This window comes from Serratia bockelmannii (assembly GCF_051803255.1).
Lineage (GTDB): Bacteria > Pseudomonadota > Gammaproteobacteria > Enterobacterales > Enterobacteriaceae > Serratia > Serratia bockelmannii.
Genome location: NZ_CP196512.1, coordinates 4,067,600 through 4,094,290 on the forward strand (window position 1 = coordinate 4,067,600; position 26,691 = coordinate 4,094,290).

Here is a 26,691-nt window from a genome sequence, read left to right on the forward strand (position 1 = left end):
TACGCACAATCGGGGCAACTAATGGTATTATCGCCCGATTATTCGGTTTATTGTTTTTATGCCTGTGGCGTTCCGGCCATCAATCATGAGAGAAGAAACGCACTGTGATGTTGTCAAAATTTAAACGTAGCAAACATCAACAACACCTTGCACAACTGCCCAAACTCCCCCAGACGGTTGCTGATGTTCGTACGTTGTACGCGCCGTCCGATTTTCGCACCACGCTGCTGAGCGCCATCGCCAACGCCACCCAACGCATCTATCTGGTGGCCCTGTATCTGGAGCATGACGACGCCGGGCGCGAGATCCTCAACGCGCTGTATCAAGCCAAGCAGCGTCGGCCCGAGCTGGAAATCTGCGTACTGGTCGACTGGCACCGCGCACAGCGCGGGCGAATCGGCGCCGCCGCCGCCAATACCAACGCCGACTGGTACTGCGCCATGGCCAGCCAACATCCGGAACAGTCGGTGCCGATCTACGGCGTGCCGGTCAATACCCGCGAAGCGTTGGGCGTTCTGCACCTGAAGGGCTTTGTGGTCGACGATACCGTGATCTACAGCGGCGCCAGCATCAACGACGTTTATCTGCATCAGCATGAGAAATACCGTTACGATCGCTACCAGCTGATCACCAATGAGGTGTTGGCCGATACCCTGATCGATTACATCAAGCAGCATCTGCTCACCGCGGGCGCCGTACAACGCCTCGATCGCAGCGATCGGCCGAAAAGCCCGGAGATCAAAAACGAGACCCGTCTGTTCCGTTTCGCCCTGCGCCGCGCGGGTTACCACTTCCGCGGCAAGGCCGGCAACGATGAGCTGGCGGTGACGCCGCTGGTTGGGCTTGGCAAGCAAAGCGTGCTGAATAAAACCATTCATCACCTGATGTCGTGCGCCGACCAGAAACTGACGCTGTGTACTCCCTATTTCAACCTGCCGGCGCTGCTGGTGCGCAACATCATTTATCTGCTGCGCCAGGGCAAACAGGTGGAGATCATCGTCGGCGACAAGACCGCCAACGACTTCTATATTCCGGAGGACCAGCCGTTCAAAATCATCGGCGCGCTGCCCTACCTGTACGAGATCAACCTGCGCCGCTTTCTGAGCCGCTTGCAGCGTTATATCGACACCGGGCAGCTGATCGTGCGTCTGTGGAAGGATGGCGATAACAGCTATCACCTGAAAGGCATGTGGGTAGACGAAGAGTGGCAGCTGATTACCGGCAATAACCTCAACCCGCGCGCCTGGCGGCTGGATCTGGAAAACGCCATTCTGATCCACGATCCCAAGCAGGAAATGCGCGAGCAGCGGCAAAAAGAGCTGGAATGCATCCGCACTCACACCACCGTGGTCGGCCATTATCAGGAGCTGCAAAGCATTCAGCAGTACCCGATCAAGGTGCGTAAGCTGATTCGGCGTCTGCGCCGTATCCGCATCGATCGGCTGATTAGCCGTATCCTGTAAGCGGTATGCTGACCCCGGCCAAGGCCGGGGTTTTTATTACAGCTGTATCTCCTTGCCTTTGCGATGCAACCGGAGCGAGACCAGCAGCGCCAGCAGGCACATGCCGGAGACATACCAGAAGAAAGCGTTCTCCACGCCAAACGATTTAAGCGACAACGCGACATATTCCGCCGAACCACCGAACAGGGCATTCGCCACCGCATAAGACAAGCCTACCCCTAACGCGCGTACCTCCGGCGGGAACATCTCGGCTTTAAGCAACCCGCTGATCGCGGTGTAAAAGCTGACAACGAACAGCGCCAACACGATCAGACCGAACGCCATAAAGGGGTTGGTCACCTCTTTCAAGGCAAACAGGATCGGCACCGTCAACACCGTGGCGAAGGCTGAGAAGATCAGCATCGAGCTGCGACGGCCGATTTTGTCCGAAAACGCGCCTACCGCCGGCTGCAGCAGCATAAAGACGAACAGCGCCACGGTCATGATGGCGCTGGCCAGCTTGGCGTCCATACCAGCGGTGTTCACCAGGTATTTTTGCATGTAGGTGGTGAAGGTGTAGAAGGTCAGCGAACCGGCGGCGGTAAAGCCCAGCACCATCAGGAACGCCTTGCGGTTCTTCCACAGCCCCGTCAGCGAACCGGCATCTTTGTGGTTACGCGTCTTCGCATCGGAGGTTTCATTCAGCGAGCGGCGCAGGTACAGCGCCACCACCGCCAACACCGCCCCCAAGGCAAACGGAATACGCCATCCCCAGGCTTTCAGCTCTTCGCCGGACAATATTTGCTGCAGGATCACCAAAACCAGCAGCGCCAACAGTTGCCCGCCGATCAGCGTCACGTACTGGAACGAGGCGTAGAAGCCACGCCGCCCCTTGATTGCCACCTCGCTCATGTAGGTGGCGCTGGTGCCATACTCCCCCCCTACCGACAACCCCTGGAACAGGCGGGCAATCAGCAGCAGCGCCGGCGCCCAGCTGCCGATTGATTCATAAGTCGGCAGGCAGGCGATCACCAGCGATCCGGCGCACATCATGCAGACCGAAATCAGCATCGAGTTTTTCCGGCCATGCTTGTCAGCGATGTAGCCGAATAACCAACCTCCGATAGGTCGCATGAAGAAGCCGGCGGCGAATACCCCGGCGGTTTGCAGCAGCTGTGTCGTACTGTTGCCCGCCGGAAAAAATGAGGCAGCAAAGTAGATTGAGCAGAAGGAGTAGACGTAAAAATCAAACCACTCCACCAGATTGCCTGACGAAGCCCCGACGATAGCGAAAATGCGTTTCTTGTTATCCAGCGCTCCCTGTTCGGTGCCGTGCTCATCCCCAAGAGCCGAGGTTGTTTCTGTCATGATGTTTTCTCCGAGCCATAGCAATGATGAAATTCGGCGTCCTGCCGCCAGGTGTTACTTTATTGTTATTTATAAGTTAACAGCCAAACTTAATAGCGGACGAAGAATATCTGATATTCAGAGAAACAATGCGTTGGTTTTGTGATGAATATTAAACAGTACGATGAAAGCTGAAGCGGATTACAACGGGGATTTTCCATTTTACGCATAGCAAAAAGCCCTGAACGTCAGTTCAGGGCTTTCGGCTTGGTTTGATGCCTGGCAGTGTCCTACTCTCGCATGGGGAGACCCCACACTACCATCGGCGCTACGGCGTTTCACTTCTGAGTTCGGCATGGGGTCAGGTGGGACCACCGCGCTATTGCCGCCAGGCAAATTCTGTTTCATTCCAACCGCCTCACTCCCGTGAAGCCATCAGAACCAATCTCGGAACTTCGCTGAAAATCTCTCTAAAAACACCTTCGGTGTTGTAAGGTTAAGCCTCACGGATCATTAGTACTGGTTAGCTCAATGCATCGCTGCACTTACACACCCAGCCTATCAACGTCTTAGTCTTAAACGTTCCTTCAGGGGCCTTAAAGGCCCAGGGAAGACTCATCTTGAGGCAAGTTTCGCGCTTAGATGCTTTCAGCGCTTATCTTTTCCGCACTTAGCTACCGGGCAATGCCATTGGCATGACAACCCGAACACCAGTGGTGCGTTCACTCCGGTCCTCTCGTACTAGGAGCAACCCCTCTCAATCTTCCAACGCCCACGGCAGATAGGGACCGAACTGTCTCACGACGTTCTAAACCCAGCTCGCGTACCACTTTAAATGGCGAACAGCCATACCCTTGGGACCTACTTCAGCCCCAGGATGTGATGAGCCGACATCGAGGTGCCAAACACCGCCGTCGATATGAACTCTTGGGCGGTATCAGCCTGTTATCCCCGGAGTACCTTTTATCCGTTGAGCGATGGCCCTTCCATTCAGAACCACCGGATCACTAAGACCTACTTTCGTACCTGCTCGAGCCGTCACTCTCGCAGTCAAGCTAGCTTATGCCTTTGCACTAACCTCACGATGTCCGACCGTGATTAGCTAACCTTCGTGCTCCTCCGTTACTCTTTGGGAGGAGACCGCCCCAGTCAAACTACCCACCAGACACTGTCCTCACCCCAGATTATGGGGCCGAGTTAGAACATCAAACATTAAAGGGTGGTATTTCAAGGATGGCTCCACGCAGACTGGCGTCCACGCTTCAAAGCCTCCCACCTATCCTACACATCAAGGCTCAATGTTCAGTGTCAAGCTATAGTAAAGGTTCACGGGGTCTTTCCGTCTTGCCGCGGGTACACTGCATCTTCACAGCGAGTTCAATTTCACTGAGTCTCGGGTGGAGACAGCCTGGCCATCATTACGCCATTCGTGCAGGTCGGAACTTACCCGACAAGGAATTTCGCTACCTTAGGACCGTTATAGTTACGGCCGCCGTTTACTGGGGCTTCGATCAAGAGCTTCGCCTTGCGGCTGACCCCATCAATTAACCTTCCAGCACCGGGCAGGCGTCACACCGTATACGTCCACTTTCGTGTTTGCACAGTGCTGTGTTTTTATTAAACAGTTGCAGCCAGCTGGTATCTTCGACTGGCTTCAGCTCCATCCGCGAGGGACTTCACCTACATGCCAGCGTGCCTTCTCCCGAAGTTACGGCACCATTTTGCCTAGTTCCTTCACCCGAGTTCTCTCAAGCGCCTTGGTATTCTCTACCTGACCACCTGTGTCGGTTTGGGGTACGATTTGATGTTACCTGGAGCTTAGAGGCTTTTCCTGGAAGCAGGGCATCAACTACTTCTGCACCGTAGTGCATCGTCATCACGCCTCAGGGTTAGTATGCAACCGGATTTACCAGGTCACACCCCCTACACGCTTAAACCGGGACAACCGTCGCCCGGCTAGCCTAGCCTTCTCCGTCCCCCCTTCGCAGTAACACCAAGTACAGGAATATTAACCTGTTTCCCATCGACTACGCTTTTCAGCCTCGCCTTAGGGGTCGACTCACCCTGCCCCGATTAACGTTGGACAGGAACCCTTGGTCTTCCGGCGAGCGGGCTTTTCACCCGCTTTATCGTTACTTATGTCAGCATTCGCACTTCTGATACCTCCAGCAACCCTCACAGGCCACCTTCAACGGCTTACAGAACGCTCCCCTACCCAACAACGCCTAAGCGTCGCTGCCGCAGCTTCGGTGCATGGTTTAGCCCCGTTACATCTTCCGCGCAGGCCGACTCGACCAGTGAGCTATTACGCTTTCTTTAAATGATGGCTGCTTCTAAGCCAACATCCTGGCTGTCTATGCCTTCCCACATCGTTTCCCACTTAACCATGACTTTGGGACCTTAGCTGGCGGTCTGGGTTGTTTCCCTCTTCACGACGGACGTTAGCACCCGCCGTGTGTCTCCCGTGATAACATTCTTCGGTATTCGGAGTTTGCATCGGTTTGGTAAGCCGGGATGGCCCCCTAGCCGAAACAGTGCTCTACCCCCGAAGATGAGTTCACGAGGCGCTACCTAAATAGCTTTCGGGGAGAACCAGCTATCTCCCGGTTTGATTGGCCTTTCACCCCCAGCCACAAGTCATCCGCTAATTTTTCAACATTAGTCGGTTCGGTCCTCCAGTTAGTGTTACCCAACCTTCAACCTGCCCATGGCTAGATCACCGGGTTTCGGGTCTATACCTTGCAACTATTCGCCCAGTTAAGACTCGGTTTCCCTACGGCTCCCCTATACGGTTAACCTTGCTACAAAATATAAGTCGCTGACCCATTATACAAAAGGTACGCAGTCACACCACGAAGGTGCTCCCACTGCTTGTACGTACACGGTTTCAGGTTCTATTTCACTCCCCTCGCCGGGGTTCTTTTCGCCTTTCCCTCACGGTACTGGTTCACTATCGGTCAGTCAGGAGTATTTAGCCTTGGAGGATGGTCCCCCCATATTCAGACAGGATGTCACGTGTCCCGCCCTACTCATCGAACTCACGACCTGTGCATTTTAGTGTACGGGGCTATCACCCTTTGCTGCGCGACTTTCCAGACGCTTCCACTAACACACAAGCCGATTCAGGTTCTGGGCTCCTCCCCGTTCGCTCGCCGCTACTGGGGGAATCTCGGTTGATTTCTTTTCCTCGGGGTACTTAGATGTTTCAGTTCCCCCGGTTCGCCTCATGCCACTATGTATTCATGACATGATAGTGTGTCGAAACACACTGGGTTTCCCCATTCGGGTATCGCCGGTTATAACGGTTCATATCACCTTACCGACGCTTTTCGCAGATTAGCACGCCCTTCATCGCCTCTGACTGCCTAGGCATCCACCGTGTACGCTTAGTCACTTAACCTCACAACCCGAAGATGTTTCCATCGTTCGTGCTGCAAACATTTGAGAGACTCTATGACAGGTTACTCTTCATCCCAGTACATCTACGGAGGGATAAATTTCAGCCGTCATGTTTCAATTTTCAGCTTGTTCCAGATTGTTAAAGAGCAAAATACTTCGCAGCATACTGTCGCCAATATACTCTGAAGTATTGAAATACCGGACTATATGGTGGAGCTAAGCGGGATCGAACCGCTGACCTCCTGCGTGCAAGGCAGGCGCTCTCCCAGCTGAGCTATAGCCCCATACAGTCACGTGCAGTACCTTTTCCACTTACGAAGAAGTGGTAGGCCTGAGTGGACTTGAACCACCGACCTCACCCTTATCAGGGGTGCGCTCTAACCACCTGAGCTACAAGCCTATAAAGGTATTTCTGCTCGTTACTTTCTATCAGACAATCTGTGTGAGCACGCCACTCGAACTAATATCTTTAGGTAAGGAGGTGATCCAACCGCAGGTTCCCCTACGGTTACCTTGTTACGACTTCACCCCAGTCATGAATCACAAAGTGGTAAGCGCCCTCCCGAAGGTTAAGCTACCTACTTCTTTTGCAACCCACTCCCATGGTGTGACGGGCGGTGTGTACAAGGCCCGGGAACGTATTCACCGTAGCATTCTGATCTACGATTACTAGCGATTCCGACTTCATGGAGTCGAGTTGCAGACTCCAATCCGGACTACGACATACTTTATGAGGTCCGCTTGCTCTCGCGAGGTCGCTTCTCTTTGTATATGCCATTGTAGCACGTGTGTAGCCCTACTCGTAAGGGCCATGATGACTTGACGTCATCCCCACCTTCCTCCAGTTTATCACTGGCAGTCTCCTTTGAGTTCCCGGCCGAACCGCTGGCAACAAAGGATAAGGGTTGCGCTCGTTGCGGGACTTAACCCAACATTTCACAACACGAGCTGACGACAGCCATGCAGCACCTGTCTCAGAGTTCCCGAAGGCACCAAAGCATCTCTGCTAAGTTCTCTGGATGTCAAGAGTAGGTAAGGTTCTTCGCGTTGCATCGAATTAAACCACATGCTCCACCGCTTGTGCGGGCCCCCGTCAATTCATTTGAGTTTTAACCTTGCGGCCGTACTCCCCAGGCGGTCGATTTAACGCGTTAGCTCCGGAAGCCACGCCTCAAGGGCACAACCTCCAAATCGACATCGTTTACAGCGTGGACTACCAGGGTATCTAATCCTGTTTGCTCCCCACGCTTTCGCACCTGAGCGTCAGTCTTCGTCCAGGGGGCCGCCTTCGCCACCGGTATTCCTCCAGATCTCTACGCATTTCACCGCTACACCTGGAATTCTACCCCCCTCTACGAGACTCTAGCTTGCCAGTTTCAAATGCAGTTCCCAGGTTGAGCCCGGGGATTTCACATCTGACTTAACAAACCGCCTGCGTGCGCTTTACGCCCAGTAATTCCGATTAACGCTTGCACCCTCCGTATTACCGCGGCTGCTGGCACGGAGTTAGCCGGTGCTTCTTCTGCGAGTAACGTCAATTGATGAACGTATTAAGCTCACCACCTTCCTCCTCGCTGAAAGTGCTTTACAACCCGAAGGCCTTCTTCACACACGCGGCATGGCTGCATCAGGCTTGCGCCCATTGTGCAATATTCCCCACTGCTGCCTCCCGTAGGAGTCTGGACCGTGTCTCAGTTCCAGTGTGGCTGGTCATCCTCTCAGACCAGCTAGGGATCGTCGCCTAGGTGAGCCATTACCCCACCTACTAGCTAATCCCATCTGGGCACATCTGATGGCAAGAGGCCCGAAGGTCCCCCTCTTTGGTCTTGCGACGTTATGCGGTATTAGCTACCGTTTCCAGTAGTTATCCCCCTCCATCAGGCAGTTTCCCAGACATTACTCACCCGTCCGCCGCTCGTCACCCAGGGAGCAAGCTCCCTTGTGCTACCGCTCGACTTGCATGTGTTAAGCCTGCCGCCAGCGTTCAATCTGAGCCATGATCAAACTCTTCAATTAAAAGCTTGATTTGCTTCCACTCGAGAAGCGATGCTCAAAGATTTACTGCATGAATTTTACTTCAGTTAGTCACTCTTCAAGACTTGATATTTTTTTGCATCCGAAGATGCTGGATATCGTCTTGTGGAGTGCCCACACAGATTGTCTGATAAATTGTTAAAGAGCAGTGAGTTAGGCGCTTTCGCTTGCTAACTCGAGGTGGCGTATATTACGCTTTCCTCTTTCAGAGTCAACCCTAATTTTCAGGATTTTTTCTCTGCGACCCCCGGATACTCTGTGAAGTTGTTCACATGTTCCGTGTCGATGGAGGCGCATTATAGGGAGCCGGTTCAGAATGACAAGCGTTAATATGCATTTTTTATCTGACCGCTCACTATTCATTCGTAACGCCTATTAAACCCGCTTTTTGATGGCTGCAGGCAGGTCCGCCAGGCTATTTAGCACCCAATCGGCCAGCTTTTCGCCCTGCTCCGTCACCGGCTTGCCGGTACGCACCAGCACCTTGGTGCCGACGCCGGCCGCGATCGCCGCCTGCATGTCTTCCGGTTTATCCCCCACCATATAAGAAGCGGCCATATCGATGTTCAATTCCTGCTGCGCTTGCAACAGCATGCCCGGCTGCGGTTTACGGCAGTCGCACACCTGACGATACTCCTCTACTGCCGCCTCCGGATGATGCGGGCAGAAATAGATGCCGTCGAAGTCGACATCACGATCGGCCAGCGACCAGTCCATCCACTCGGTCAGGTACATAAACTGGTCTTCGCTGAACTTGCCGCGCGCAATGCCGGACTGGTTGGTCACCATCACCAACGCGAAGCCCATCTTTTTAAGTTCGCGACAGGCGTCAATCACGCCGTCAATAAAGTGGAAATTGTCGATTTCATGGACATAACCATGGTCAACATTAATCGTACCGTCACGATCGAGAAAAATTGCTGGAACGCTTTGTGTCACCGCTTTGCTCCTGAGGGGCTGAATACGCTGACAGTATCGCATGTTTTACCCCGCACTGAGAACGCCGGAGAACGTCGCTGGCCGTTGACTTAGACGTCTAGACGCCTTAACATCTGATCCATACCTTGGTTCCACGCCGAGGTTTACTTTTATCTAGCCACGGGCAACCACGCTAAAATAAGAAGAATATGATTAAACTTTCTAACATCACTAAAGTGTTCCAGCAGGGTTCGCGCACCATTACCGCGCTCTCTGACGTGACCCTTCACGTCCCTGCCGGGCAAATCTATGGCGTTATCGGGTCTTCCGGCGCCGGTAAAAGCACGCTGATTCGCTGCGCCAACATGCTTGAGCGCCCTACGTCCGGCCAGGTCCTGGTCGACGGTCAGGATCTGACTTCGCTGTCGGAAAGCGAACTGACGCGCGCCCGTCGCCAAATCGGCATGATCTTCCAGCACTTCAACCTGCTCTCTTCCCGCACGGTGTTCGGCAACGTCGCGCTGCCGCTGGAGCTGGACAATACGCCGCGCGCCGAGATCAAAAAGCGCGTGACCGAACTGCTGGAGCTGGTCGGCCTGGCGGACAAACACGACGCCTATCCGGCCAACCTGTCCGGCGGCCAGAAACAGCGCGTGGCGATCGCGCGCGCGCTGGCCAGTAACCCCAAAGTGCTGCTGTGCGACGAAGCCACCAGCGCGCTGGATCCGGCCACCACCCGTTCCATCCTGGAACTGCTGAAAGACATCAACCGCCGTCTGGGCCTGACCATTCTGCTCATCACCCATGAAATGGACGTGGTGAAACGCATCTGCGACCAGGTCGCGGTCATCAGCCAGGGGCAGCTGATCGAAAAAGACAGCGTCAGCGAAGTGTTCTCACACCCGAAAACCCCGCTGGCCCAACAGTTCATTCAGTCCACGCTGCATCTGGATATTCCGGACGACTACGCCGCGCGCCTGTCGCCGGAGCGCCAGGGCGACCGTCAGCCGCTGCTGCGCCTGGAGTTCACCGGCCAGTCGGTCGATGCGCCGCTGCTGTCTGAAGCCGCTCGCCGCTTCAACGTGAACAACAACATTATCAGCGCCCAGATGGATTATGCCGGCGGCGTGAAATTCGGCGTGATGCTGGCGGAGCTGCACGGCAGCGACGAAGACGCGCTGGCGACGATTAAGTTCCTGCAAGAAAATCAGGTAAAAGTAGAGGTTCTGGGTTATGTCTGAGGCAATGATGTGGTTGATGGCGCGTGGCGTGTGGGAAACCGTCATGATGACCTTTGTCTCCGGCTTCTTCGGTTTCGTGCTCGGCCTGCCGGTAGGCGTGCTGCTGTATGTGACCCGCCCGGGGCAGATCATCGCCAACAATTCGCTGTATAAGATCCTGTCCGGGCTGGTGAACATCTTCCGTTCCATCCCGTTCATTATCCTGCTGGTTTGGATGATTCCTTTTACCCGCATGATCGTCGGTACCTCGATCGGTCTTCAGGCGGCCATCGTGCCGTTGACCGTGGGCGCCGCGCCGTTCATCGCGCGCATGGTGGAAAACGCCCTGCTGGAGATCCCGTCCGGTCTGGTGGAAGCGGCGCGCGCCATGGGCGCCACGCCGATGCAGATCATCAAGAAAGTGTTGCTGCCGGAAGCCCTACCGGGCCTGGTCAACGCCGCGACCATCACCCTAATCACCCTGGTGGGTTACTCCGCCATGGGCGGCGCGGTCGGTGCCGGCGGTCTGGGCCAAATCGGTTACCAATACGGTTATATCGGTTATAACGCCACAGTTATGAATACCGTATTAGTATTACTGGTAGTTTTGGTTTATCTGATCCAATTCTGCGGCGATCGCATCGTCAAAGCCGTTACCCATAAATAGTTTCACAGCATATTAATGCGAGTCTAATGAGGAAGGGATATGTCGTTAACATTTAAATCCATCGCGACAATTGGCGCACTGATCGGCACTCTGGCTCTGGCGGGCTGTGGCCAGGATGAAAAGAATCCAAACCACATCAAGGTCGGCGTGATCGTCGGCGCAGAGCAGCAAGTGGCTGAAGTGGCGCAGAAAGTGGCGAAAGAGAAATACGGTCTGGACGTCGAGCTGGTCACCTTCAACGATTACGTGCTGCCAAACGAAGCGCTGAGCAAAGGCGATATCGATCTGAACGCCTTCCAGCACAAGCCTTATCTGGATCAGCAGATCAAAGATCGCGGCTACAAGCTGGTGCCGGTCGGCAGCACCTTTGTTTACCCGATCGCCGGTTACTCCAAGAAAATCAAATCGCTGGACGAGCTGAAAGAAGGTTCTCAGATCGCACTGCCTAACGATCCGACCAACCTGGGCCGCTCGCTGCTGCTGCTGCAGAAAGTCGGCCTGATCAAACTGAAAGACGGCGTTGGCCTGCTGCCGACCGTGCTGGACGTGACCGAGAACCCGAAAAACCTGAAGCTGGTTGAGCTGGAAGCGCCTCAGCTGCCACGTTCTCTGGACGATCAGCAGATCGCGCTGGCGGTGATCAATACCACCTACGCCAGCCAGATCGGCCTTACGCCGGCGAAAGACGGTCTGTTCGTGGAAGATAAAGACTCGCCTTACGTCAACCTGCTGGTTGCGCGCGAAGATAACAAAGATGCGGAAAACGTGAAGAAATTCGTGCAGGCCTATCAGTCTGACGAAGTTGACGCCGCCGCCAACAAAATCTTCAACGGCGGTGCGGTGAAAGGCTGGTAAGCGCTTATTCACCAATTTTATTCCTATAATTGCAAGACGGGCCAAGGCCCGTCTTGTTATTTCCGCCATAGATTGCTTCAATAGCGCCACTTTCATTAAGGCAGAGGAATCTCAATGCGTGTTTTACCTCTCTGTTTGTTAGCGCTCGCGCTGGCCGGATGTTCATCGCAACGTATCGCGCCATCCTCAACAAACAGCACCAGCAAGCCGACCACGACCGCCCCGGCCAAGACCACGCCGGCCGCCCGCCCCGCTCCGGTAAAACTGTATAAAAGTGCAGAAGAACTCGTGGGTAAACCGTTCCGCGATCTGGGTGAAGTGTCCGGCGAATCGTGCCAAACCACCGTACAAGACTCCCCACCGAATCTGGCTACCGCCCGTAAACGCATGCAAATCCGCGCGTCTTACATGAAGGCCAACGCCGTGCTGCTGCACGACTGCCAGATTGTCAGCGGCGTCGCCGGTTGTTATCAGCAGGCCGTCTGCCAGGGCTCGGCGCTTAACGTCTCGTCCAAATGACCGAATTCGTTTTCGAGCAGATCGGCGTGATCCGCTCGCCGTATAAAGAGAAATTCGCCGTGCCCCGCCAACCGGGGCTGGTCGAAGACGGTGGCGGCGAACTGCTGTTGCTACCGCCCTACAACCAGGCGGAAGCGGTTCGCGGTCTCAGCGATTTCAGCCATCTGTGGGTGATGTTCATTTTCCATCAAACCATGGAAGGCGGCTGGCGGCCGACGGTACGCCCACCGCGTTTAGGCGGCAATGCCCGCATGGGCGTGTTCGCCACCCGCTCCACCTTCCGCCCCAACCCGCTCGGCATGTCGCTCATTGAGCTCAAAGGCGTACGGGTGAAAAACGGGGAAGTGGCGCTGGAACTGGGCAGCCTCGATCTGGTCGACGGTACCCCGGTGGTGGACATCAAGCCTTATCTGCCGTTCGCCGAGAGCCAACCGCAGGCCCGCGCCGGCTTTGCCCAGGCCGCGCCCGCCGGCGATATGCCGGTGCGTTTCGCGCCGCAGGCGGAACAGCAGCTGCAGCAACATCAGGCGCGCTACCCGCAATTAAGGCGTTTTATCAGCCAGGTGCTGGCACAGGACCCCCGTCCCGCCTATCGTAAAGGAGAGGACGTCGAACGGGATTACGCCGTCTGGCTGCTGGATTTCAACGTGCGCTGGCGCGTCGTGGACGGCCACACCGAAGTGCTGTCGCTCGACCCGCGTTAAAATTCCGCCGCCTCTCTTTTGGCGACCCGCTCGCGCTGGTAAACTAAATCACTTTTTGGCCGCCACTCTGGCAGCCCGATGCAATTTGCAGTTCTAACGGAACCAAAACACCATGCGTACTAGCCAATATCTGCTCTCCACTCTGAAGGAGACACCTGCCGACGCCGAAGTGATCAGCCACCAGCTGATGCTGCGCGCCGGGATGATCCGCAAGCTGGCCTCCGGTCTTTACACCTGGCTGCCGACCGGCCTGCGCGTTCTGAAGAAGGTTGAAAACATCGTTCGCGAAGAAATGAACAATGCTAATGCGATCGAAGTGTCCATGCCGGTGGTTCAGCCTGCCGACCTGTGGCAGGAAAGCGGCCGTTGGGAGCAATACGGCCCCGAGCTGCTGCGCTTCGTCGACCGCGGTGACCGTCCTTTCGTGCTGGGCCCGACGCATGAAGAAGTGATTACCGATCTGATCCGCAACGAGATCAGCTCGTACAAGCAGCTGCCGCTGAACTTCTTCCAGATCCAGACCAAGTTCCGTGATGAAGTGCGCCCACGTTTCGGCGTGATGCGTTCCCGTGAGTTCCTGATGAAGGATGCCTACTCCTTCCATACCTCGCAGGAGTCTCTGCAGGAGACTTACGACGCGATGTACGAAGCGTACAGCAAAATCTTCAGCCGCATGGGCCTGGATTTCCGCCCGGTGCAGGCCGATACCGGCTCGATCGGCGGCAGTGCGTCGCACGAATTCCAGGTGCTGGCAGACAGCGGTGAAGACGATATCGTGTTCTCCACCGGTTCCGACTTCGCCGCCAACATCGAGCTGGCGGAAGCGGTCGCGCCGGCGGCTCCGCGCGCGGCGGCCAGCGAAGCGCTGCGCCTGGTAGATACCCCGAACGCAAAAACCATCGCCGAGCTGGTCGAGCAATTCGCGCTGCCAGTGGAAAAAACCGTGAAGACGCTGATGGTACGCGCCACCGAAGAGAGCGGCCACAAGCTGGTCGCTCTGCTGGTGCGCGGCGATCACGAGCTGAACGAAGTCAAGGCAGAGAAGCTGGCGCTGGTTGCCACGCCGCTGACCTTCGCCACCGAAGAAGAAATTCGCGCCATCGTCGGTGCCGGCCCGGGTTCACTCGGCCCGGTCAACCTGCCGATGCCGGTGGTAGCTGACCGCAGCGTGGCGGCGATGAGCGACTTTGGCGCCGGCGCCAACGTTGACGGCAAACACTACTTTGGCATCAACTGGGAGCGCGATCTGCCGCTGCCGCAGGTGGCCGATATCCGGAACGTGGTGGAAGGCGACGCCAGCCCGGACGGTCAGGGTACGCTGCTGATCAAACGTGGCATCGAAGTGGGCCATATCTTCCAGCTCGGCACCAAGTATTCGGAAGCGATGAAAGCGACCGTGCAAGGCGAAGATGGCCGTAACCAGGTACTGACCATGGGTTGCTACGGCATCGGAGTCACGCGCGTTGTGGCCGCCGCCATCGAGCAGAACCACGACGAACGCGGCATCATCTGGCCGGACGCTATCGCGCCGTTCCAGGTCGCTATTCTGCCGATGAACATGCACAAGTCGTTCCGCGTGCAGGCGCTCGCCGAAGAGCTGTACAACACTCTGCGCTCCCATGGCATCGACGTGATCCTCGATGACCGCAAAGAGCGTCCGGGCGTGATGTTCGCGGATATGGAACTGATCGGCGTGCCGCACTCTATCGTTATCGGTGACCGTAACCTCGACAACGAAGAGATCGAGTACAAGAACCGCCGCGTCGGCGAGAAGCAAATGATCAAAACCGGCGAAATCGTTGATTTCCTGCTGGGCCAGATCAAACGCTGAGCGACGAACGCCAGAAAATAAAAAACCCGCCTAGGCGGGTTTTTTTATATCCGAAAACGCTTACTTGCTGCTGCAGTTTTTGCTGCGGTCGAACGCGATTTTGCCGTCCGGTACCACCGCCTTCTCTATCTGCCCTTCTTCCATCGATGGCTGCACGCTGAAATGCGCATTGAAGGTCAGGAACACCGGCTCGCCGGCATTTTTGTTGGCTTTGGCGTAACCTTGCTCCAGCGCGATGTTGTTATCCACCGGGAACGTGATGCCGGTAGCGCAGTCCTTGAAAACTGCCGCATCCGCCATATAGGTGTAACTGCCTTTCATCACCATCGGCGTTTTAGGCAACGGTTTTTCAATCGGCTCCAGGCGATAGTTCAGCTTGGAGGCGATCGGCGCGCCGCTGCGATCCAGCATCTCCAGGCTCTTGCCCACCGGACGGAAGTAACGTTTTTCACCGGTGCTGTCGGTCAGCACCAGCTTATCCGCAGTGCGCGCCCATTTGCCGTAGTCGGCAAAGGTCTGATCGCCGTCTTTGGTGCCGCGATAGGTTTCCTGCAGAACAAAGGTGCCGTCCTCATCCAGGAACAGCGCCGTATCCAGCCCGCCGCAATCGGCGCAAGGCAACAATCCTTGATAACTCTGCGGCATCGCCTGCAGCGGTTGTTCCTTCGGCTGATAATGATTGTTGCATCCCAACAACGAGAGTGCGCCTGCCGCCAAGAACAGGGCTACCGTAATTTTCTTCACAGTTATTCTCCTACTGTGTTCATGTATTCCTAAGTGCGAACCTTGCCACGCAGCGCCTTGGTGGCGCCTTTACGCGTCTTGCCTTCCAGGCGACGCAGTTTCGCCCCTTTCGTCGGCTTGGTCGCCTTGCGCGTTTTTTCCACCACCATCGCCTGCTGAATCAGCGCGACCAACCTGGCCAACGCCGCTTCGCGATTCAATTCCTGACTGCGATACTCTTGCGCCTTGATAATCACTACGCCATCAGCGGTAATGAGATGATGATTCAGCGCCAGCAGCCTTTCCTTATAATACTCTGGCAGGCTGGATGCCCGGATGTCAAAGCGCAAATGGATCGCCGTTGAGGTTTTGTTCACGTGCTGGCCGCCCGCGCCCTGTGCGCGGATCGCCGTCAATTCCAGTTCATTATCCGGTATGGCTACGTTTCTTGACAGTTCCAGCACCGGTTACACCTGTGCCTGCTGCCACTCGGCAAACTGGATTTCCAGACTATTCTGAGCATCGGACAGCCAAATAGTTCCCTCCTGCAGCGTTGCCTGCAGCGTCATGGTGCGGCTGGCCAATGCCGTCAGGCGCGCCAACTGCTCGTCGTCAAGGAAACGCACGCTCAGGTTCTTGTAGCCGGCCACCTTACCCTGCATTCCCTGCCACCACACGTGCGCAGCGCGCTCGCCGTAAGCGTACAACACCACGCGCGGCGACTGGTTGCAGGCCTTGCGGATGCGTTTTTCGTCGGGTAATCCCATCTCGATCCACATTTCCAGCCCGTTGTGGTCGTTGCGCTGCCAGATCTCCGGCTCGTCGTCGGCGCTCAGCCCTTTGGTGAACACCAACCGCTCGTCGGCATGACAGATCCAGGCCAACAGGCGCAGCATCATGCGCTGCTCATTTTCGGACGGGTGTTGCGCCAGCGTCAGCGTGGCGTCGTGGTAGAAGTGACGATCCATATCAGCAATATTGACCGCGGCTTTATAAATGGTTGCTTTCAGCGCCATGGGTGACCTCGTTATTATCCGGCGACAGTGTACTTGATCAGGGCCAAACCCCGCCAGCGCGGCCAGGCCACGGCAGTGCGAAAGGCGTGCCGGGGTGCTGATAACTCCATAACAGCTGTGCTATAGTCGTCTAGGATAGGATAAAACTCCGAGAGCCTGCGCCTCATCGCGATAGAAGTCTTGATGATGCAGAGGTTCTTAAGGGAGGAAACTGTGCAACAATACTGTGAGTTAGTACGCCGTACTTACGCCGAGATTGGCAGTGGAGATCTTGGCTACGTGCCTGATGCGCTGGCTTGTGCGTTAAAGGCATTGGACGATGTCGCAGCGAACGATGCGCTACCGTCCTCCGTTAGGGAACAGGCGGCCTTTGCCGCCGCTAACTTATTGGTGAGCGACTATGTTGATGAATGATGAGTACCAACCCATCAATTGCGATGACTACGACAACCTGGAACTCGCCTGTCAGCATAAACTTATTCTGAAGCTGGAGTTACGCGACGGAGAAGTGATCGAGGCCAAGGCGATCGACCTGCTGCAAAAGAAACGCGTTGAGTATCTGACCATCGAACAGAACGGCCAGCAGCGCGACCTGCGTCTGGACCATATCAGCAGTTTCAGTCATCCGGAAATCGGTACCGTGGTCGTCAGCCTGTCGGACTGAGCAGCGGTAACCCCATCCCAACAGGGCAGCCCAACGGCTGCCCTCGTCATTTAGGGCTTCAGGCTGGCGTAATAGGCCGCCAGATCGGCGATATCATCATCCGACAATCCCGACACATAGGCTTTCATCACCTCGGCCTGGCCGCCGTTGCGCTCCCCTTTCTTATACGCCTGCAACGCGTGCTGCAGATACATGGCGTTCTGCCCGGCCAGATTCGGGTACATCGGCACCGTCACCTTGCCCTGCGCGCCGTGGCAGGCCGAGCAAGCGGCGGCTTTGGCCTGACCGGCGGCCGCATCCCCCGCCGCCAACGCCGGCAGGCTGAACAGGCCGGCGGCCAACAGCGCGATTTCCACAAACTTCATCATTGCTCCTCACGATTATGATTTTTTTCCCAGCGCAGCCGCCACGGGCGTTCGCCTTCCGGCACCTGCCCCGCCTCACAGACGAATACGCCCAGCGCGGCGATCAGCTGCTCATCATAATAAATCAACGGGATACGTTCACGCTGCCAGGGAGGAATACCCAGCTCCTGCCACAGTTTTTTTATCGACCGCGAATGGGCGCGCCCCACGATGCGCACCGCGCCCTGTAAGCCGCCGAAACGAATGCTAATCTGCTGCGATGGCTGCGGTGCACGCAGCGCCAGATCGCCCTCACCGGCAACCAACTGCCCCAGCCCGTCCGGCAACGTCAGAGGCTGGTCAGGCTGCCAGGGCAGATGCACATCGCGCAGCGCCGCCAGCGGCGGCAACAGGTGCAATCGGCCGCGGAAACGGCGGATCTGATAGGCGCCGAGCTGCAGCTGCGGTTCGGCATCTTCCCGGCTGAGCGCCACCTCATCCCACAGACGCTGCAACTGCTCACGCGCCGGCATGGTGACGTTGAACAATGCGATCCAGCGCCGCAACAGAGCGAAGCGCCGCACCGGCGAACAGGCCGTCAAACCGTCGATCGCCAATGAGCGATCCGCCGCCAACAGGCTTTGCAGCGGTTCCGCCAGCAGCTCGTCCAACAATTGTTCCTGTTCGGCGCACAGGCTGGCGCTGCGCGCTACCGCCGAGGCGAAGTGCGGCCAGCGCTGGTTGAGCTGCGGCAACACCTGCAACCGCAGGAAATTGCGATCGAAGCGCGTGTCCTGATTGCTGTCGTCATCTATCCAGGTTAAGGCGTGGCGTTGCGCGTAGCTTTCCAGCGTCTGACGCGAACAGCCCAACAGCGGCCGCAACAGCAGGTGCTCGCCCAGCGTCGCGCGCGCCGCCATCGCCGACAGCCCCGCCGGCCCGCTGCCGCGCTTGAGCGCCAGCAGGAAGGTTTCGCTTTGATCGTCGAGGTGTTGCGCGGTGAGCAGCGCTTCGCCCTCCGTGAGGGCGGCGCTGAAGGCGGCATAGCGCGCCGCACGCGCCGCCGCTTCGATGCCGCCCTGGCGGGCGTCCACCTGCACATGCGTCACCGTCAACGGGATCTGCCAGTCGGCACACCGGCTGCGGCAATGCTCAACCCAACGGTCGGCAAAGGCGCTCAGGCCATGATGCACGTGCAGCGCACGCAGCTGCAGCGCCGGACGTTGGCGGCGCAACGCCGCCAGCAGATGCAGCAGCACGCTGGAATCCAGGCCACCGCTGAACGCCACCAGCAACCGCTGCTGCGCGCCCAGCTGGTCCGCCACCTGCGTCGTTAATTGATCAGTATCCATCGATAGGCTTTGTCACTTCTACATAGCTGCACGTTAACCCCGCCTACCGCCATCAATCAAGCATTAACCGTCCGGGCCTGGCGTCGCGTCAGCAGCCACCAGCCGCCCAGCACCGCGATCACCGCCAGCGCACATCCGGCCGCTCCCCAGCCGATCTGGGCGAAAATGCGGCCATACGCCTGCATCGCCGCCCCCTCTATGTGATCTTCGGCGGTCTGATTGGCGATGATGCCCGCCAGGTAGTTGGCGATCGAACCGGTCGCCAACATATAGATGCCGGTCAACACGCCGGTGGCGCCGGGGATATTCAGCCGGGTGATCTGCGCCATCGCCACCGGATCGATAAACAGTTCGGCAAAGCCCATCACCGCCAAACCGGCGATCATCAGCCCCATCGAGCCCGGCCCGTGTAGCCGCGTATTGAGCGCCATCAGCGTAAAGCCGACGCCGATCAACAGCAGACCGAAGGCGAACTTGCACCAGATGCGCAGCGTGCGATCGCCATCGCCACTCGCCAGCCAGGCCAGCGCCACGCCGCCCAGCATCACCGCACAGGCGTTAACCGACTGGAACAAGGCGGTCGGCACCGTCCAGCCGAACCAGCGCCGGTCAACGAAATGATCGATAAACAGGCTGATGGAGCTGCCGCCCTGCTGGGCAAAGGCCCAGAACAGCGTGCCTAGCAGCATCAGCACAACGATCTGCCACAGCCCCCGGCGCTGGCCGGTGTCCGCGCGCAGCATAATGCGCGCCACCAGCACCACCGCCGCCACGCACACCAACCCGAGCAAATAGCCGGCCCAGCCACGTTCAAACAGCAGCGTGAAGAACAGCGGCGACGCCAGCAGCACCACCAGCAGCCAACCCCAGTGCGGCAGGCCCAGGCTTCTGGCGCGCATCAGCGGTACATTCACGCCACGCGTGTGGCGGAAGTGGCGCCCGCCGAGCAGGAAAATCACCAGGCCGGCGAACATGCCGATCCCGGCCAATGCAAAGCCGACGTGCCAGCCATAGCGCTCAGCCGCCAACCCGCAGGCGATCGGCGCCAGAATAGACCCGACGTTGCCGGCGGCGTACAGCAGCGAGAAGCCCCCTTCGCGGCGCGAGTCCTGCGCCGGATACAGCTCGCCCAGCAGGCAGCTGATATTGGATTTGAACAGGCCGTAGCCGCAGATGATGATGGCCAGCGCCAGATAGAGCGACTGGGCGGAGACCGCGCTCAGGCCAAGCACGATATGCCCCAGGGTCATCAGGGCCGCGCCGGCGATCACCGCGACGCGGTTGCCCAGCAGGCGGTCGGCGAGCCAGCCGCCAAGAATAGGAGTGACGTAAACTAACGAAGCGTAAGCGCTGTAGAGATCGATGGCGTGGCTGTCGGTATAGCCGAGTTGGTGGGTCAGATAGAGGATCAGTAACGCACGCATGCCGTAAAAGCTGAAATATTCCCAAATTTGTATCGCTACGACATAGTAGATTGCGCGCGGCTGTGAGGGTGTTTTCATGGAGGTCTCCCATCAGTCGGTGAACGGCAAAGGGGAAGCGCGAGCGCCTCCCCTCTTATTGGCTGCGGTTATTTCGCCTTCAGCACTTTCACCCGATAACGTCCGTCCGCCTGACGATAGGCGCCGTGAATGTCGGTTTCAAAACCCGGATAATGCGCGCCGATTTCGCACAGCATCTGCAGGAACTCCAGCACCGGCCGGCTCTCTTCGGTCAGCATCTCGCCCGGCATCACCAGCGGCACGCCCGGCGGGTATGGGAGGATCATGTTGGCGTTGACCTTGCCGACCATCTCTTCCAGATAGACCTCTTCCACTTCGCCGTGCAGCTCTTTCTGGAACGCCTGGTACGGATTCATCACCATGGTTGGCAGCACTTCGAACGCGCGGTACATCAGGTCCGGCAGGTTGTGCTGCTCCACCAGGCGGTGAATGTTCTGCGCCAGATCCTGAATGCGCATGTTTTCATAGAAATCAGGCGCTTCGTGATACAGCGAAGGCAGCATGTTTTTCACCCGCAGGTTCAGATCGAACGAGCGTTTAAAGTCGGTCATCGCGCGCAGCAGGCTGAGCGCCTTGGTTTTGTCGATGCCAATGCTGAACAGGAACAGCAGGTTGTACGGCCCGGTTTTCTCGACGATGATGCCGCGTTCGTCGAGGTATTTCGCCACGATGCTGGCCGGGATACCGAACGGCTGCATCTCGCCTTCCTTGCTCATCCCCGGCGTCAGAATGGTGACCTTGATCGGGTCCAGATACATGTGTTCGTTGTCGATGTTCTTGAAACCGTGCCAGGCGCTGTCGGAGCGCAGCGGCCAGCATTCCGGCTCATCGATATGCTCCGGCTGCCAGACGTCGAAGAACCAGCCGTCGGACTCGACTTTCAGGCGTTTAATCTCTTTGCGGAACTTGATCGCGCGCTCGATAGAGCCGTGGATCAGGCGCTTGCCGGCGTTGCCTTTCATCATCGCCGCGGCGGTTTCGGTCGACGCCACGATGCCGTAGTGCGGCGAGGTGGTGGTGTGCATCATGTAGGCTTCGTTGAAGGTTTCTTCGTTGATGTCACCCTTCACATGAATCATCGAAGCCTGCGAGAAGGCCGCCAGCAGTTTGTGGGTGGACTGGGTTTCGTAGATCACCTTGCCCTCCACGCGGCCGCCGCTCATGCCGCACTTGCCTTTATAGATCGGGTGGAAGTTGGTGTAAGGCACCCAGGCGGAATCGAAGTGGATCGACTTCACGTCCAGGGTGTTCTTGATAAAGTCGGTGTTGTACAGCAGCCCGTCATAGGTGGAGTTGGTGATCACCGCGTGCACCGGCCAGGTGGCGTTCGGGGTCTCCTTCACGCGCTTGGCGATGGTGGCGCGCTGGAACTCGCTCTGCGGAATGCCGCCGAGGATGCCGTAGGCGTTGCGGGTCGGGCGGAAGTAGATCGGCGTGATGTCGCTCATCATCATCAGGTGAGTCAGCGACTTGTGGCAGTTACGGTCAATCAGCACCGTGCTGCCCGCCGGCGCCGAATACATGCCGACGATCTTGTTGGCGGTGGAGGTGCCGTTGGTGACCATGTAGCTGCGTTCGGCGTTGAACACGCGGGAAATGTACTCCTCCGCCTCTTTGTGCGGGCCGGAGTGATCCAGCAGCGACCCCAGTTCGGACACCGAAATCGAAATATCCGACTTCATGGTGTTCGGGCCGAAGAAATCGTAGAACAGGCTGCCCACCGGGCTCTTCTGGAACGCGGTGCCGCCCATGTGGCCCGGCGTACAGAAAGTGTATTTGCCTTCGCGCACGTATTTAAACAGCGCCTTGGTCAACGGCGGCAGGATGGTGTCGATATACTCGTCGGTGTTCTGTTTGATCTTGGCGGCGATGTCGGTTGCCGCGCCGAGCGCATATTCGAAGAAGCGCACCTGCATGCGCAGATCGTTCAGGCTGACGTCCAGCGTGGAATAGGTGTTGGCGAACGCGTACAGCGGCATGTACTCGTTCAGCTGACTGATCTCTTCGCACAGCTCCAGGTTGTATTTGTCCCAGTCGAAGATCACCCCGCACAGGCGGGCGTTGTTCTCGATCAGTTTCAGCAGGTCTTCGCGATCGTTAGGGTAAACGATGCGGAAATCCAGACTTTCCAGCGCCTGATGCAGTTCACGGATAGGCTCTTCTTTGAAGTAGACACCCATGTGATTCATGATGGCGATAACGTTCATATGCATTTCTCCTGGCAAAGCAAGCCCCTTCCCGTCGCGGCTGACAGGTCGGAAAGAAAGGGGCTGGGTAAATTCAGTCGGTCAGCGGACGCGAATCAGTGCGCTTTGGCCGTGGTGTTTTCATCGACCGCCGCTGCGTTGGCAGCCTGGCGGGTATTCATTTTCCGGGCGTAGAACATCAGGATAATCAGGCTGATGATAAAGGTGCCGGACAGTTCGAATGAGTTGGCGCCCATCAGCGCGATGAAGCAGAAGCCGCAGCCGCACACCGAAGCGATCAGGCTCAGCAGGTTGCGCACGTTGACCCCTTCGAAGCGGATCAGATCTACGCAGGAATAGAAGTAAGGCAGCATGGTCAGCAGCACCGCGATGCCGGTCAGCTCGCCGAACAGGTCGGAAGCCTTGCCGCCGGCGGAGCTCATCAGGGTGATCAGCACCATCAGCGCGGTCATTTTGCAGCCGGCCAGCAGCAGGCCTTTTTTCGGAATGCCGTTTTTATCCAGCTCGCCGTACACTTTCGGGAAGTTGCCGTCGTTGGCGGCGCGCACCCCGGCCTGGCCGACCAGCATCATCCATGACCCGAGCGAGGTCAGGCAGGCAAAGGCGGTGAACGCGGAAACCATCGGTGCGGCCCAGTTGCCCATAATCGCCGAGGCGCTGATGGCGAACGGCGCGCCGCTGGCGGCCATTTCAGACGCCGGGAACATGCCGCTGATCACCTGGGTGGCGGCGATGTAGATGATGCCCGCCAGGCCGGTGCCGAGCATGGTCGCCAGCGGCACGGTGCGTTTCGGGTTTTTCACCATGCCGGTGCTGACCGCTGCGGATTCCACGCCGATGAACGCCCACAGGCACAGCAGAATACTTTTGATGACCGCATGGCTGTCGGTGGTGCCGGAGGTATTCCAGTTAGCCTGGTAGGTGGCGGCGTCAAACCAGTGCCAGCCGAGGGTGGCGGTCACGATCACCGGGATCAACACCAATACCAGGCCCAGGGTAGTCAAACGGCTGACCCAGGTTCCGCCCAGCATGTTGACGAAGGTGAAGACCCACACGATGGCAATACAGGCGATACCGGCAGGTATTGGGTTGTTCAGCGCCGGGAAGAAGGTGGAGAGATAAGAAACGGCGGTAATGCCGATGGCCAGGTTACCGATCCAGTTAGCATGGTAATAAAGCACGCCGGTCTGGAAACCGAAGGCCGGGGAAATTTCACCGGCGTAGGCGATAGGGCCGCCCTGCTGCGGGTTTTTGGTGGCGAGACGGGCATACACATAGGCCAGCGACATCGCCCCGATAATCGAGATCACCCACCCCCAAATGGCGATGGATCCGAGACTCGCCAGGTTGGCGGGCAATAAGGCAATCCCGCTCCCCATCATATTGCCGGCGACGACGCCGGTGCAGGCAATAAGCCCTATTTTCTTGGGTGAAGCCATGGTCAGTTTCTCCTGATTTACGTTTCTTATAAGCCACACCCATAAATAAAAGATTTTAATGAGCCGGCTTGATAGTCAGGATGCTAACCATTGGGGGGAATAAAGTCCTAAAGATAAAGTGAGATTACGCTCATGATCATACAAATGATAACCTGAGGTTTTTGATTAACACATCAAGATAAAAAGGTTTGCTAAAGAAAAGATAAACATCGTTTAAAAACAGAATGATGCCCAGGTTAATAATGAATAACAAACGACAGAAAAGGAACAATATTACGCAGCAAAATAACACAATGGCGCAACATGTCTTCACCAATAAATAACGCCGACAGCATTCCCGGAGAATAATGGCGGCGTAGTATCGGTTAATTATTGGTGCTGGTAGTTATTTAAATAAGGCACCACGTTGGTCAATGACGTCTGGAATACGCCATTGGTGATCCAATGCAAGGTATCCTCACCGGGGCGCAAATTGAACGCGGTAATATAAGAATCCGCCGCCAAATGATTCTGCCCCTGCATTTCATACACTTTGCCCAGCAACACATAATTCAGCCACGACATTTGCAACTCAATCCCCAGATCGATCGCCCGGTGCGCCTCGTCAATGCGCCCCTGCGCCAACGCATCGACCGCCAGAACTTGCTGCATGATCGGCGTGTTTTTCAATTCGGGGATCGTCGTCAGATGGCTGATATCGGCGCGCAATTGTGCCAAGGCCTGGCTGTCGAACGGTTGGTAAGAATTGCGCAGCACATCCACCAGCGCCTTTTCCGCCAGCAGGTAGTGGAAATTCGGCGCGCTTTTAATCAGCTCGCTCAGCTGAGCGCTGGCGCGAGTCAACGAATCGGCATCACCGTGGATCAACAATTGATGTGCCTGGTAGAAGCGCTGCAGCAGCGGCCCGTTGTCGGGCAGCAGCTGCGCCAGACGCTGCTCCAACTGCGGCGGCCAGGGCTGCTTCAGCGCCGTGGACAGGCTGGCGAGGAAATCGCTTTGGATCTTCAGCTGGTTATCGGCGGTAATGAAGTAACGCTTGTCCAACATGATTGAGCTGTCGGCGTTATCCACCAGCCGCACGGACAGGAAACACTGCTGGGCGCGGTAGTGGCGCTGATTGACGAACTCGATATACAGCGACTTGCCCGAGTTGCTGGGGCCGGAATAGTTGTAATTGGTTTGGTCGTGCACCAGGAAGGTCGAGTAGGTGTTGAGCGAATCGGTGATCAGCTCGCTGACGCCCACCACATAAGAGAGCTGCGGCATCCAGTTGCTGCAGCTCTCGCCGCCCTGGATGCGAATATCGATATCGCGCGGGTTGAGCAGCACCGGCATGGTCGAAACCGGCACGCGCTGTGACAGCGTGGCGATGCCGACAAACGCCACGCAGACGCTGAGCGCCGCCAGAAACGCCAGCCACACCCAGAACGTCGAGCGGAGATAAAAGCGCGGCAGCTTTTCGTCAGGCGCGGCGACCGGCGCTCGGGGCCGGCTCGGCGGCACGTACGGCGTCTCGTCGTCGTCATCGCTGCCGTCTTCCGGCTCATGCATGATCACCGCGATCTGCGGCGCCTGTGCGGGAGCGGGTTGCGTCTCTCCCTCTTCACACCATATCACCGACGTCGCCAGCTTATACCCGCGCTTGGGCACGGTGATAATGTATTCCGGGCTGTCGCTGTCGCCGTCTTTCAGGTATTTGCGCAGCTCTGAAATACATTGAGTCACCACGTGGTTGGTGACGATATTGCGCTTCCAGACGTTGTCGATCAGCTCGTCGCGGCTCAGCACCACATCGGGGTGCCGGGCGAAATAGCACAGCATGTCGATCAGGCGCGGTTCCAGCGTTTTCTGGCGGCCGTCTCGGCTGATGGTGTTGTCGGCAGGGGTAACCAGCCACTCCCCGACGCGAAAAGCAGGCTCTTGCATGGCGGAAATAACTCTGTAGGCATGTAGGGCAAGGGCGCGATCATAGCATAACCGCCCCCGGCTGTGGCCGCCGGGAGGCGATTAAGCCGTTAACTCTCGTATAATTCTAACGGTAAACCATCAGGATCGCTGAAAAAGGTAAAGCGGGATTGGGTGTAGGGATCGACGCGCACCGGTTCGCAGGCAACGCCGGCCGCCTGCAGATGGGCGATGGCCCGATCGATGTCGTCAACGCTGAACGCCAGATGGCGCAGGCCGCAGGCCTCCGGGCGGCTGACGCGGGCCGGCGGCGAAGGGAAAGAAAACAGTTCGATAGTGTATTGTCCGTTGAGCGCGAGATCCGCTTTCCAGGAGTCGCGCTCCTCGCGGTAAACTTCACTCAGCAGGGTAAAACCGAGAATATCGCAATAGAAATGCTTACTGGCAGCGTAGTTCGCGCCAATGATCGCAATGTGATGCACCTGACGTAATCCCAGCATAGAAACCCTCTCCTGTTCATTCTGATGGGGCACGGTATCCGGCGGCGGCGATGACGTCAACGGCAAAAACCCCGCGGATTGCCGCGGGGCATGATTCAGCACA

Annotated in this window: 21 protein-coding genes, 2 tRNA genes and 3 rRNA genes; 9 read left to right on the top strand and 17 right to left on the bottom strand. The window is 57.2% G+C overall.

The genetic code is table 11. The annotated features are described in order from the left end of the window. Nucleotides 1-107: 107 nt before the first annotated feature. Nucleotides 108-1,463, top strand: coding sequence for a CDP-diacylglycerol--serine O-phosphatidyltransferase (gene pssA / locus ACSJLU_RS19425; protein WP_025304007.1), 1,356 nt, complete (start codon nt 108-110; stop codon nt 1,461-1,463). Between the two features lie 36 nt (nt 1,464-1,499). On the opposite strand, the gene ACSJLU_RS19430 is transcribed toward pssA, so the two are convergent. From ACSJLU_RS19430 to gmhB, 7 genes are all read right to left on the bottom strand, one after another. After that, nucleotides 1,500-2,810: an MFS family transporter gene (locus ACSJLU_RS19430; RefSeq protein WP_025304008.1), complete on the bottom strand. Its 1,311-nt coding sequence runs from the start codon at nt 2,808-2,810 to the stop codon at nt 1,500-1,502. A 256-nt stretch (nt 2,811-3,066) separates the two neighbouring features. Continuing rightward, nucleotides 3,067-3,182, bottom strand: a 5S ribosomal RNA gene (rrf, locus tag ACSJLU_RS19435). A gap of 99 nt (nt 3,183-3,281) precedes the next feature. Further along, a 23S ribosomal RNA gene (locus ACSJLU_RS19440) occupies nt 3,282-6,189 on the bottom strand. Between the two features lie 207 nt (nt 6,190-6,396). After that, a tRNA-Ala gene (locus tag ACSJLU_RS19445) sits at nt 6,397-6,472 on the bottom strand. Nucleotides 6,473-6,511: 39 nt separating this feature from the next. Next, nucleotides 6,512-6,588, bottom strand: a tRNA-Ile gene (locus ACSJLU_RS19450). A 74-nt stretch (nt 6,589-6,662) separates the two neighbouring features. Beyond that, nucleotides 6,663-8,204: ribosomal RNA gene (locus tag ACSJLU_RS19455) — 16S ribosomal RNA — on the bottom strand. Together the 16S, 23S and 5S rRNA genes with 2 tRNA genes alongside form the textbook arrangement of a ribosomal RNA operon. 393 nt (nt 8,205-8,597) lie before the next feature. Next, nucleotides 8,598-9,161 (bottom strand): D-glycero-beta-D-manno-heptose 1,7-bisphosphate 7-phosphatase, encoded by a 564-nt coding sequence (gene gmhB, locus ACSJLU_RS19460; RefSeq protein ID WP_025304009.1) that lies wholly within the window; start codon nt 9,159-9,161, stop codon nt 8,598-8,600. A 188-nt stretch (nt 9,162-9,349) separates the two neighbouring features. Between gmhB and metN the strand changes: the two genes are divergently transcribed. From metN to proS, 6 genes are all read left to right on the top strand, one after another. Next, complete coding sequence (gene metN, locus ACSJLU_RS19465; protein ID WP_004932012.1) at nt 9,350-10,381, top strand: methionine ABC transporter ATP-binding protein MetN; 1,032 nt, start codon at nt 9,350-9,352, stop codon at nt 10,379-10,381. Then, nucleotides 10,374-11,027: a methionine ABC transporter permease MetI gene (locus ACSJLU_RS19470; protein ID WP_004932010.1), complete on the top strand. Its 654-nt coding sequence runs from the start codon at nt 10,374-10,376 to the stop codon at nt 11,025-11,027. The genes metN and ACSJLU_RS19470 overlap by 8 nt, the downstream gene beginning before the upstream one ends. Nucleotides 11,028-11,066: 39 nt before the next feature. Further along, nucleotides 11,067-11,882, top strand: coding sequence for a MetQ/NlpA family lipoprotein (locus tag ACSJLU_RS19475; RefSeq protein ID WP_025304010.1), 816 nt, complete (start codon nt 11,067-11,069; stop codon nt 11,880-11,882). A gap of 114 nt (nt 11,883-11,996) precedes the next feature. Further along, complete coding sequence (rcsF, locus tag ACSJLU_RS19480; RefSeq protein WP_025304011.1) at nt 11,997-12,401, top strand: Rcs stress response system protein RcsF; 405 nt, start codon at nt 11,997-11,999, stop codon at nt 12,399-12,401. Next, the gene (gene tsaA, locus ACSJLU_RS19485; RefSeq protein ID WP_033644898.1) at nt 12,398-13,105 is read left to right on the top strand and encodes a tRNA (N6-threonylcarbamoyladenosine(37)-N6)-methyltransferase TrmO; all 708 of its coding nucleotides are present in this window, start codon (nt 12,398-12,400) and stop codon (nt 13,103-13,105) included. The genes rcsF and tsaA overlap by 4 nt, the downstream gene beginning before the upstream one ends. Before the next feature lie 112 nt (nt 13,106-13,217). After that, nucleotides 13,218-14,936 (top strand): proline--tRNA ligase, encoded by a 1,719-nt coding sequence (gene proS, locus ACSJLU_RS19490; RefSeq protein WP_089196204.1) that lies wholly within the window; start codon nt 13,218-13,220, stop codon nt 14,934-14,936. 60 nt (nt 14,937-14,996) lie between these two features. Here the strand turns inward: proS and nlpE are convergent, their stop codons facing one another. The 3 genes from nlpE to ACSJLU_RS19505 are packed head-to-tail and all read right to left on the bottom strand — an operon-like array spanning nt 14,997 to nt 16,675. Beyond that, the gene (gene nlpE / locus ACSJLU_RS19495; protein ID WP_016929868.1) at nt 14,997-15,680 is read right to left on the bottom strand and encodes an envelope stress response activation lipoprotein NlpE; all 684 of its coding nucleotides are present in this window, start codon (nt 15,678-15,680) and stop codon (nt 14,997-14,999) included. Between the two features lie 29 nt (nt 15,681-15,709). After that, the gene (arfB, locus tag ACSJLU_RS19500) at nt 15,710-16,123 is read right to left on the bottom strand and encodes an alternative ribosome rescue aminoacyl-tRNA hydrolase ArfB (RefSeq protein ID WP_004931997.1); all 414 of its coding nucleotides are present in this window, start codon (nt 16,121-16,123) and stop codon (nt 15,710-15,712) included. 3 nt (nt 16,124-16,126) lie between these two features. Then, nucleotides 16,127-16,675: a YaeQ family protein gene (locus ACSJLU_RS19505; protein ID WP_025304016.1), complete on the bottom strand. Its 549-nt coding sequence runs from the start codon at nt 16,673-16,675 to the stop codon at nt 16,127-16,129. Nucleotides 16,676-16,888: 213 nt separating this feature from the next. On the opposite strand from ACSJLU_RS19505, the gene ACSJLU_RS19510 reads away from it, so the two are divergent. Together ACSJLU_RS19510 and rof are read left to right on the top strand one after the other, a co-directional pair. Beyond that, nucleotides 16,889-17,089 carry a YaeP family protein gene (locus ACSJLU_RS19510; protein WP_004931993.1) on the top strand — a complete coding sequence of 67 codons (201 nt, stop codon included), beginning with the start codon at nt 16,889-16,891 and terminating at the stop codon, nt 17,087-17,089. Next, the gene (gene rof / locus ACSJLU_RS19515) at nt 17,076-17,339 is read left to right on the top strand and encodes a Rho-binding antiterminator (RefSeq protein WP_004931991.1); all 264 of its coding nucleotides are present in this window, start codon (nt 17,076-17,078) and stop codon (nt 17,337-17,339) included. Before ACSJLU_RS19510 ends, rof begins: the two co-directional genes overlap by 14 nt. 50 nt (nt 17,340-17,389) lie before the next feature. Here rof and ACSJLU_RS19520 read toward each other — a convergent pair whose 3' ends face one another. The 7 genes from ACSJLU_RS19520 to ACSJLU_RS19550 form a co-directional block, all read right to left on the bottom strand. After that, a complete protein-coding gene (locus tag ACSJLU_RS19520; protein WP_043139932.1) occupies nt 17,390-17,704 on the bottom strand; it encodes a c-type cytochrome in 315 nt (104 codons plus the stop codon). Next, nucleotides 17,704-19,035, bottom strand: coding sequence for a tRNA lysidine(34) synthetase TilS (tilS, locus tag ACSJLU_RS19525; protein ID WP_089196207.1), 1,332 nt, complete (start codon nt 19,033-19,035; stop codon nt 17,704-17,706). Before tilS ends, ACSJLU_RS19520 begins: the two co-directional genes overlap by 1 nt. A gap of 56 nt (nt 19,036-19,091) precedes the next feature. Then, nucleotides 19,092-20,537: a dipeptide permease DtpD gene (gene dtpD, locus ACSJLU_RS19530; protein WP_049203279.1), complete on the bottom strand. Its 1,446-nt coding sequence runs from the start codon at nt 20,535-20,537 to the stop codon at nt 19,092-19,094. 68 nt (nt 20,538-20,605) lie between these two features. Beyond that, a complete protein-coding gene (cadA, locus tag ACSJLU_RS19535; protein WP_025304020.1) occupies nt 20,606-22,744 on the bottom strand; it encodes a lysine decarboxylase CadA in 2,139 nt (712 codons plus the stop codon). Nucleotides 22,745-22,839: 95 nt separating this feature from the next. After that, nucleotides 22,840-24,183, bottom strand: a complete 1,344-nt coding sequence (gene cadB, locus ACSJLU_RS19540; RefSeq protein ID WP_025304021.1) for a cadaverine/lysine antiporter — start codon at nt 24,181-24,183, stop codon at nt 22,840-22,842. A gap of 369 nt (nt 24,184-24,552) precedes the next feature. After that, nucleotides 24,553-26,109: a lysine decarboxylation/transport transcriptional activator CadC gene (cadC, locus tag ACSJLU_RS19545; RefSeq protein WP_049203373.1), complete on the bottom strand. Its 1,557-nt coding sequence runs from the start codon at nt 26,107-26,109 to the stop codon at nt 24,553-24,555. 89 nt (nt 26,110-26,198) lie between these two features. Continuing rightward, a complete protein-coding gene (locus ACSJLU_RS19550; RefSeq protein WP_025304023.1) occupies nt 26,199-26,588 on the bottom strand; it encodes a VOC family protein in 390 nt (129 codons plus the stop codon). Nucleotides 26,589-26,691: the final 103 nt, after the last annotated feature.

Excerpts from the sequence above, each read along its gene's own strand:
- proS (WP_089196204.1), top strand. The coding sequence starts at position 13,218 with ATGCGTACTAGCCAATATCTGCTCTCCACTCTGAAGGAGACACCTGCC.
- cadA (WP_025304020.1), bottom strand. The coding sequence starts at position 22,744 with ATGAACGTTATCGCCATCATGAATCACATGGGTGTCTACTTCAAAGAA.
- ACSJLU_RS19475 (WP_025304010.1), top strand. The coding sequence starts at position 11,067 with ATGTCGTTAACATTTAAATCCATCGCGACAATTGGCGCACTGATCGGC.
- ACSJLU_RS19550 (WP_025304023.1), bottom strand. The coding sequence starts at position 26,588 with ATGCTGGGATTACGTCAGGTGCATCACATTGCGATCATTGGCGCGAAC.
- tilS (WP_089196207.1), bottom strand. The coding sequence starts at position 19,035 with ATGGATACTGATCAATTAACGACGCAGGTGGCGGACCAGCTGGGCGCG.
- cadC (WP_049203373.1), bottom strand. The coding sequence starts at position 26,109 with ATGCAAGAGCCTGCTTTTCGCGTCGGGGAGTGGCTGGTTACCCCTGCC.
- metN (WP_004932012.1), top strand. The coding sequence starts at position 9,350 with ATGATTAAACTTTCTAACATCACTAAAGTGTTCCAGCAGGGTTCGCGC.
- tsaA (WP_033644898.1), top strand. The coding sequence starts at position 12,398 with ATGACCGAATTCGTTTTCGAGCAGATCGGCGTGATCCGCTCGCCGTAT.
- ACSJLU_RS19430 (WP_025304008.1), bottom strand. The coding sequence starts at position 2,810 with ATGACAGAAACAACCTCGGCTCTTGGGGATGAGCACGGCACCGAACAG.
- ACSJLU_RS19505 (WP_025304016.1), bottom strand. The coding sequence starts at position 16,675 with ATGGCGCTGAAAGCAACCATTTATAAAGCCGCGGTCAATATTGCTGAT.
- ACSJLU_RS19470 (WP_004932010.1), top strand. The coding sequence starts at position 10,374 with ATGTCTGAGGCAATGATGTGGTTGATGGCGCGTGGCGTGTGGGAAACC.
- rcsF (WP_025304011.1), top strand. The coding sequence starts at position 11,997 with ATGCGTGTTTTACCTCTCTGTTTGTTAGCGCTCGCGCTGGCCGGATGT.
- pssA (WP_025304007.1), top strand. The coding sequence starts at position 108 with ATGTTGTCAAAATTTAAACGTAGCAAACATCAACAACACCTTGCACAA.
- ACSJLU_RS19520 (WP_043139932.1), bottom strand. The coding sequence starts at position 17,704 with ATGAAGTTTGTGGAAATCGCGCTGTTGGCCGCCGGCCTGTTCAGCCTG.
- cadB (WP_025304021.1), bottom strand. The coding sequence starts at position 24,183 with ATGGCTTCACCCAAGAAAATAGGGCTTATTGCCTGCACCGGCGTCGTC.
- rof (WP_004931991.1), top strand. The coding sequence starts at position 17,076 with ATGTTGATGAATGATGAGTACCAACCCATCAATTGCGATGACTACGAC.
- dtpD (WP_049203279.1), bottom strand. The coding sequence starts at position 20,537 with ATGAAAACACCCTCACAGCCGCGCGCAATCTACTATGTCGTAGCGATA.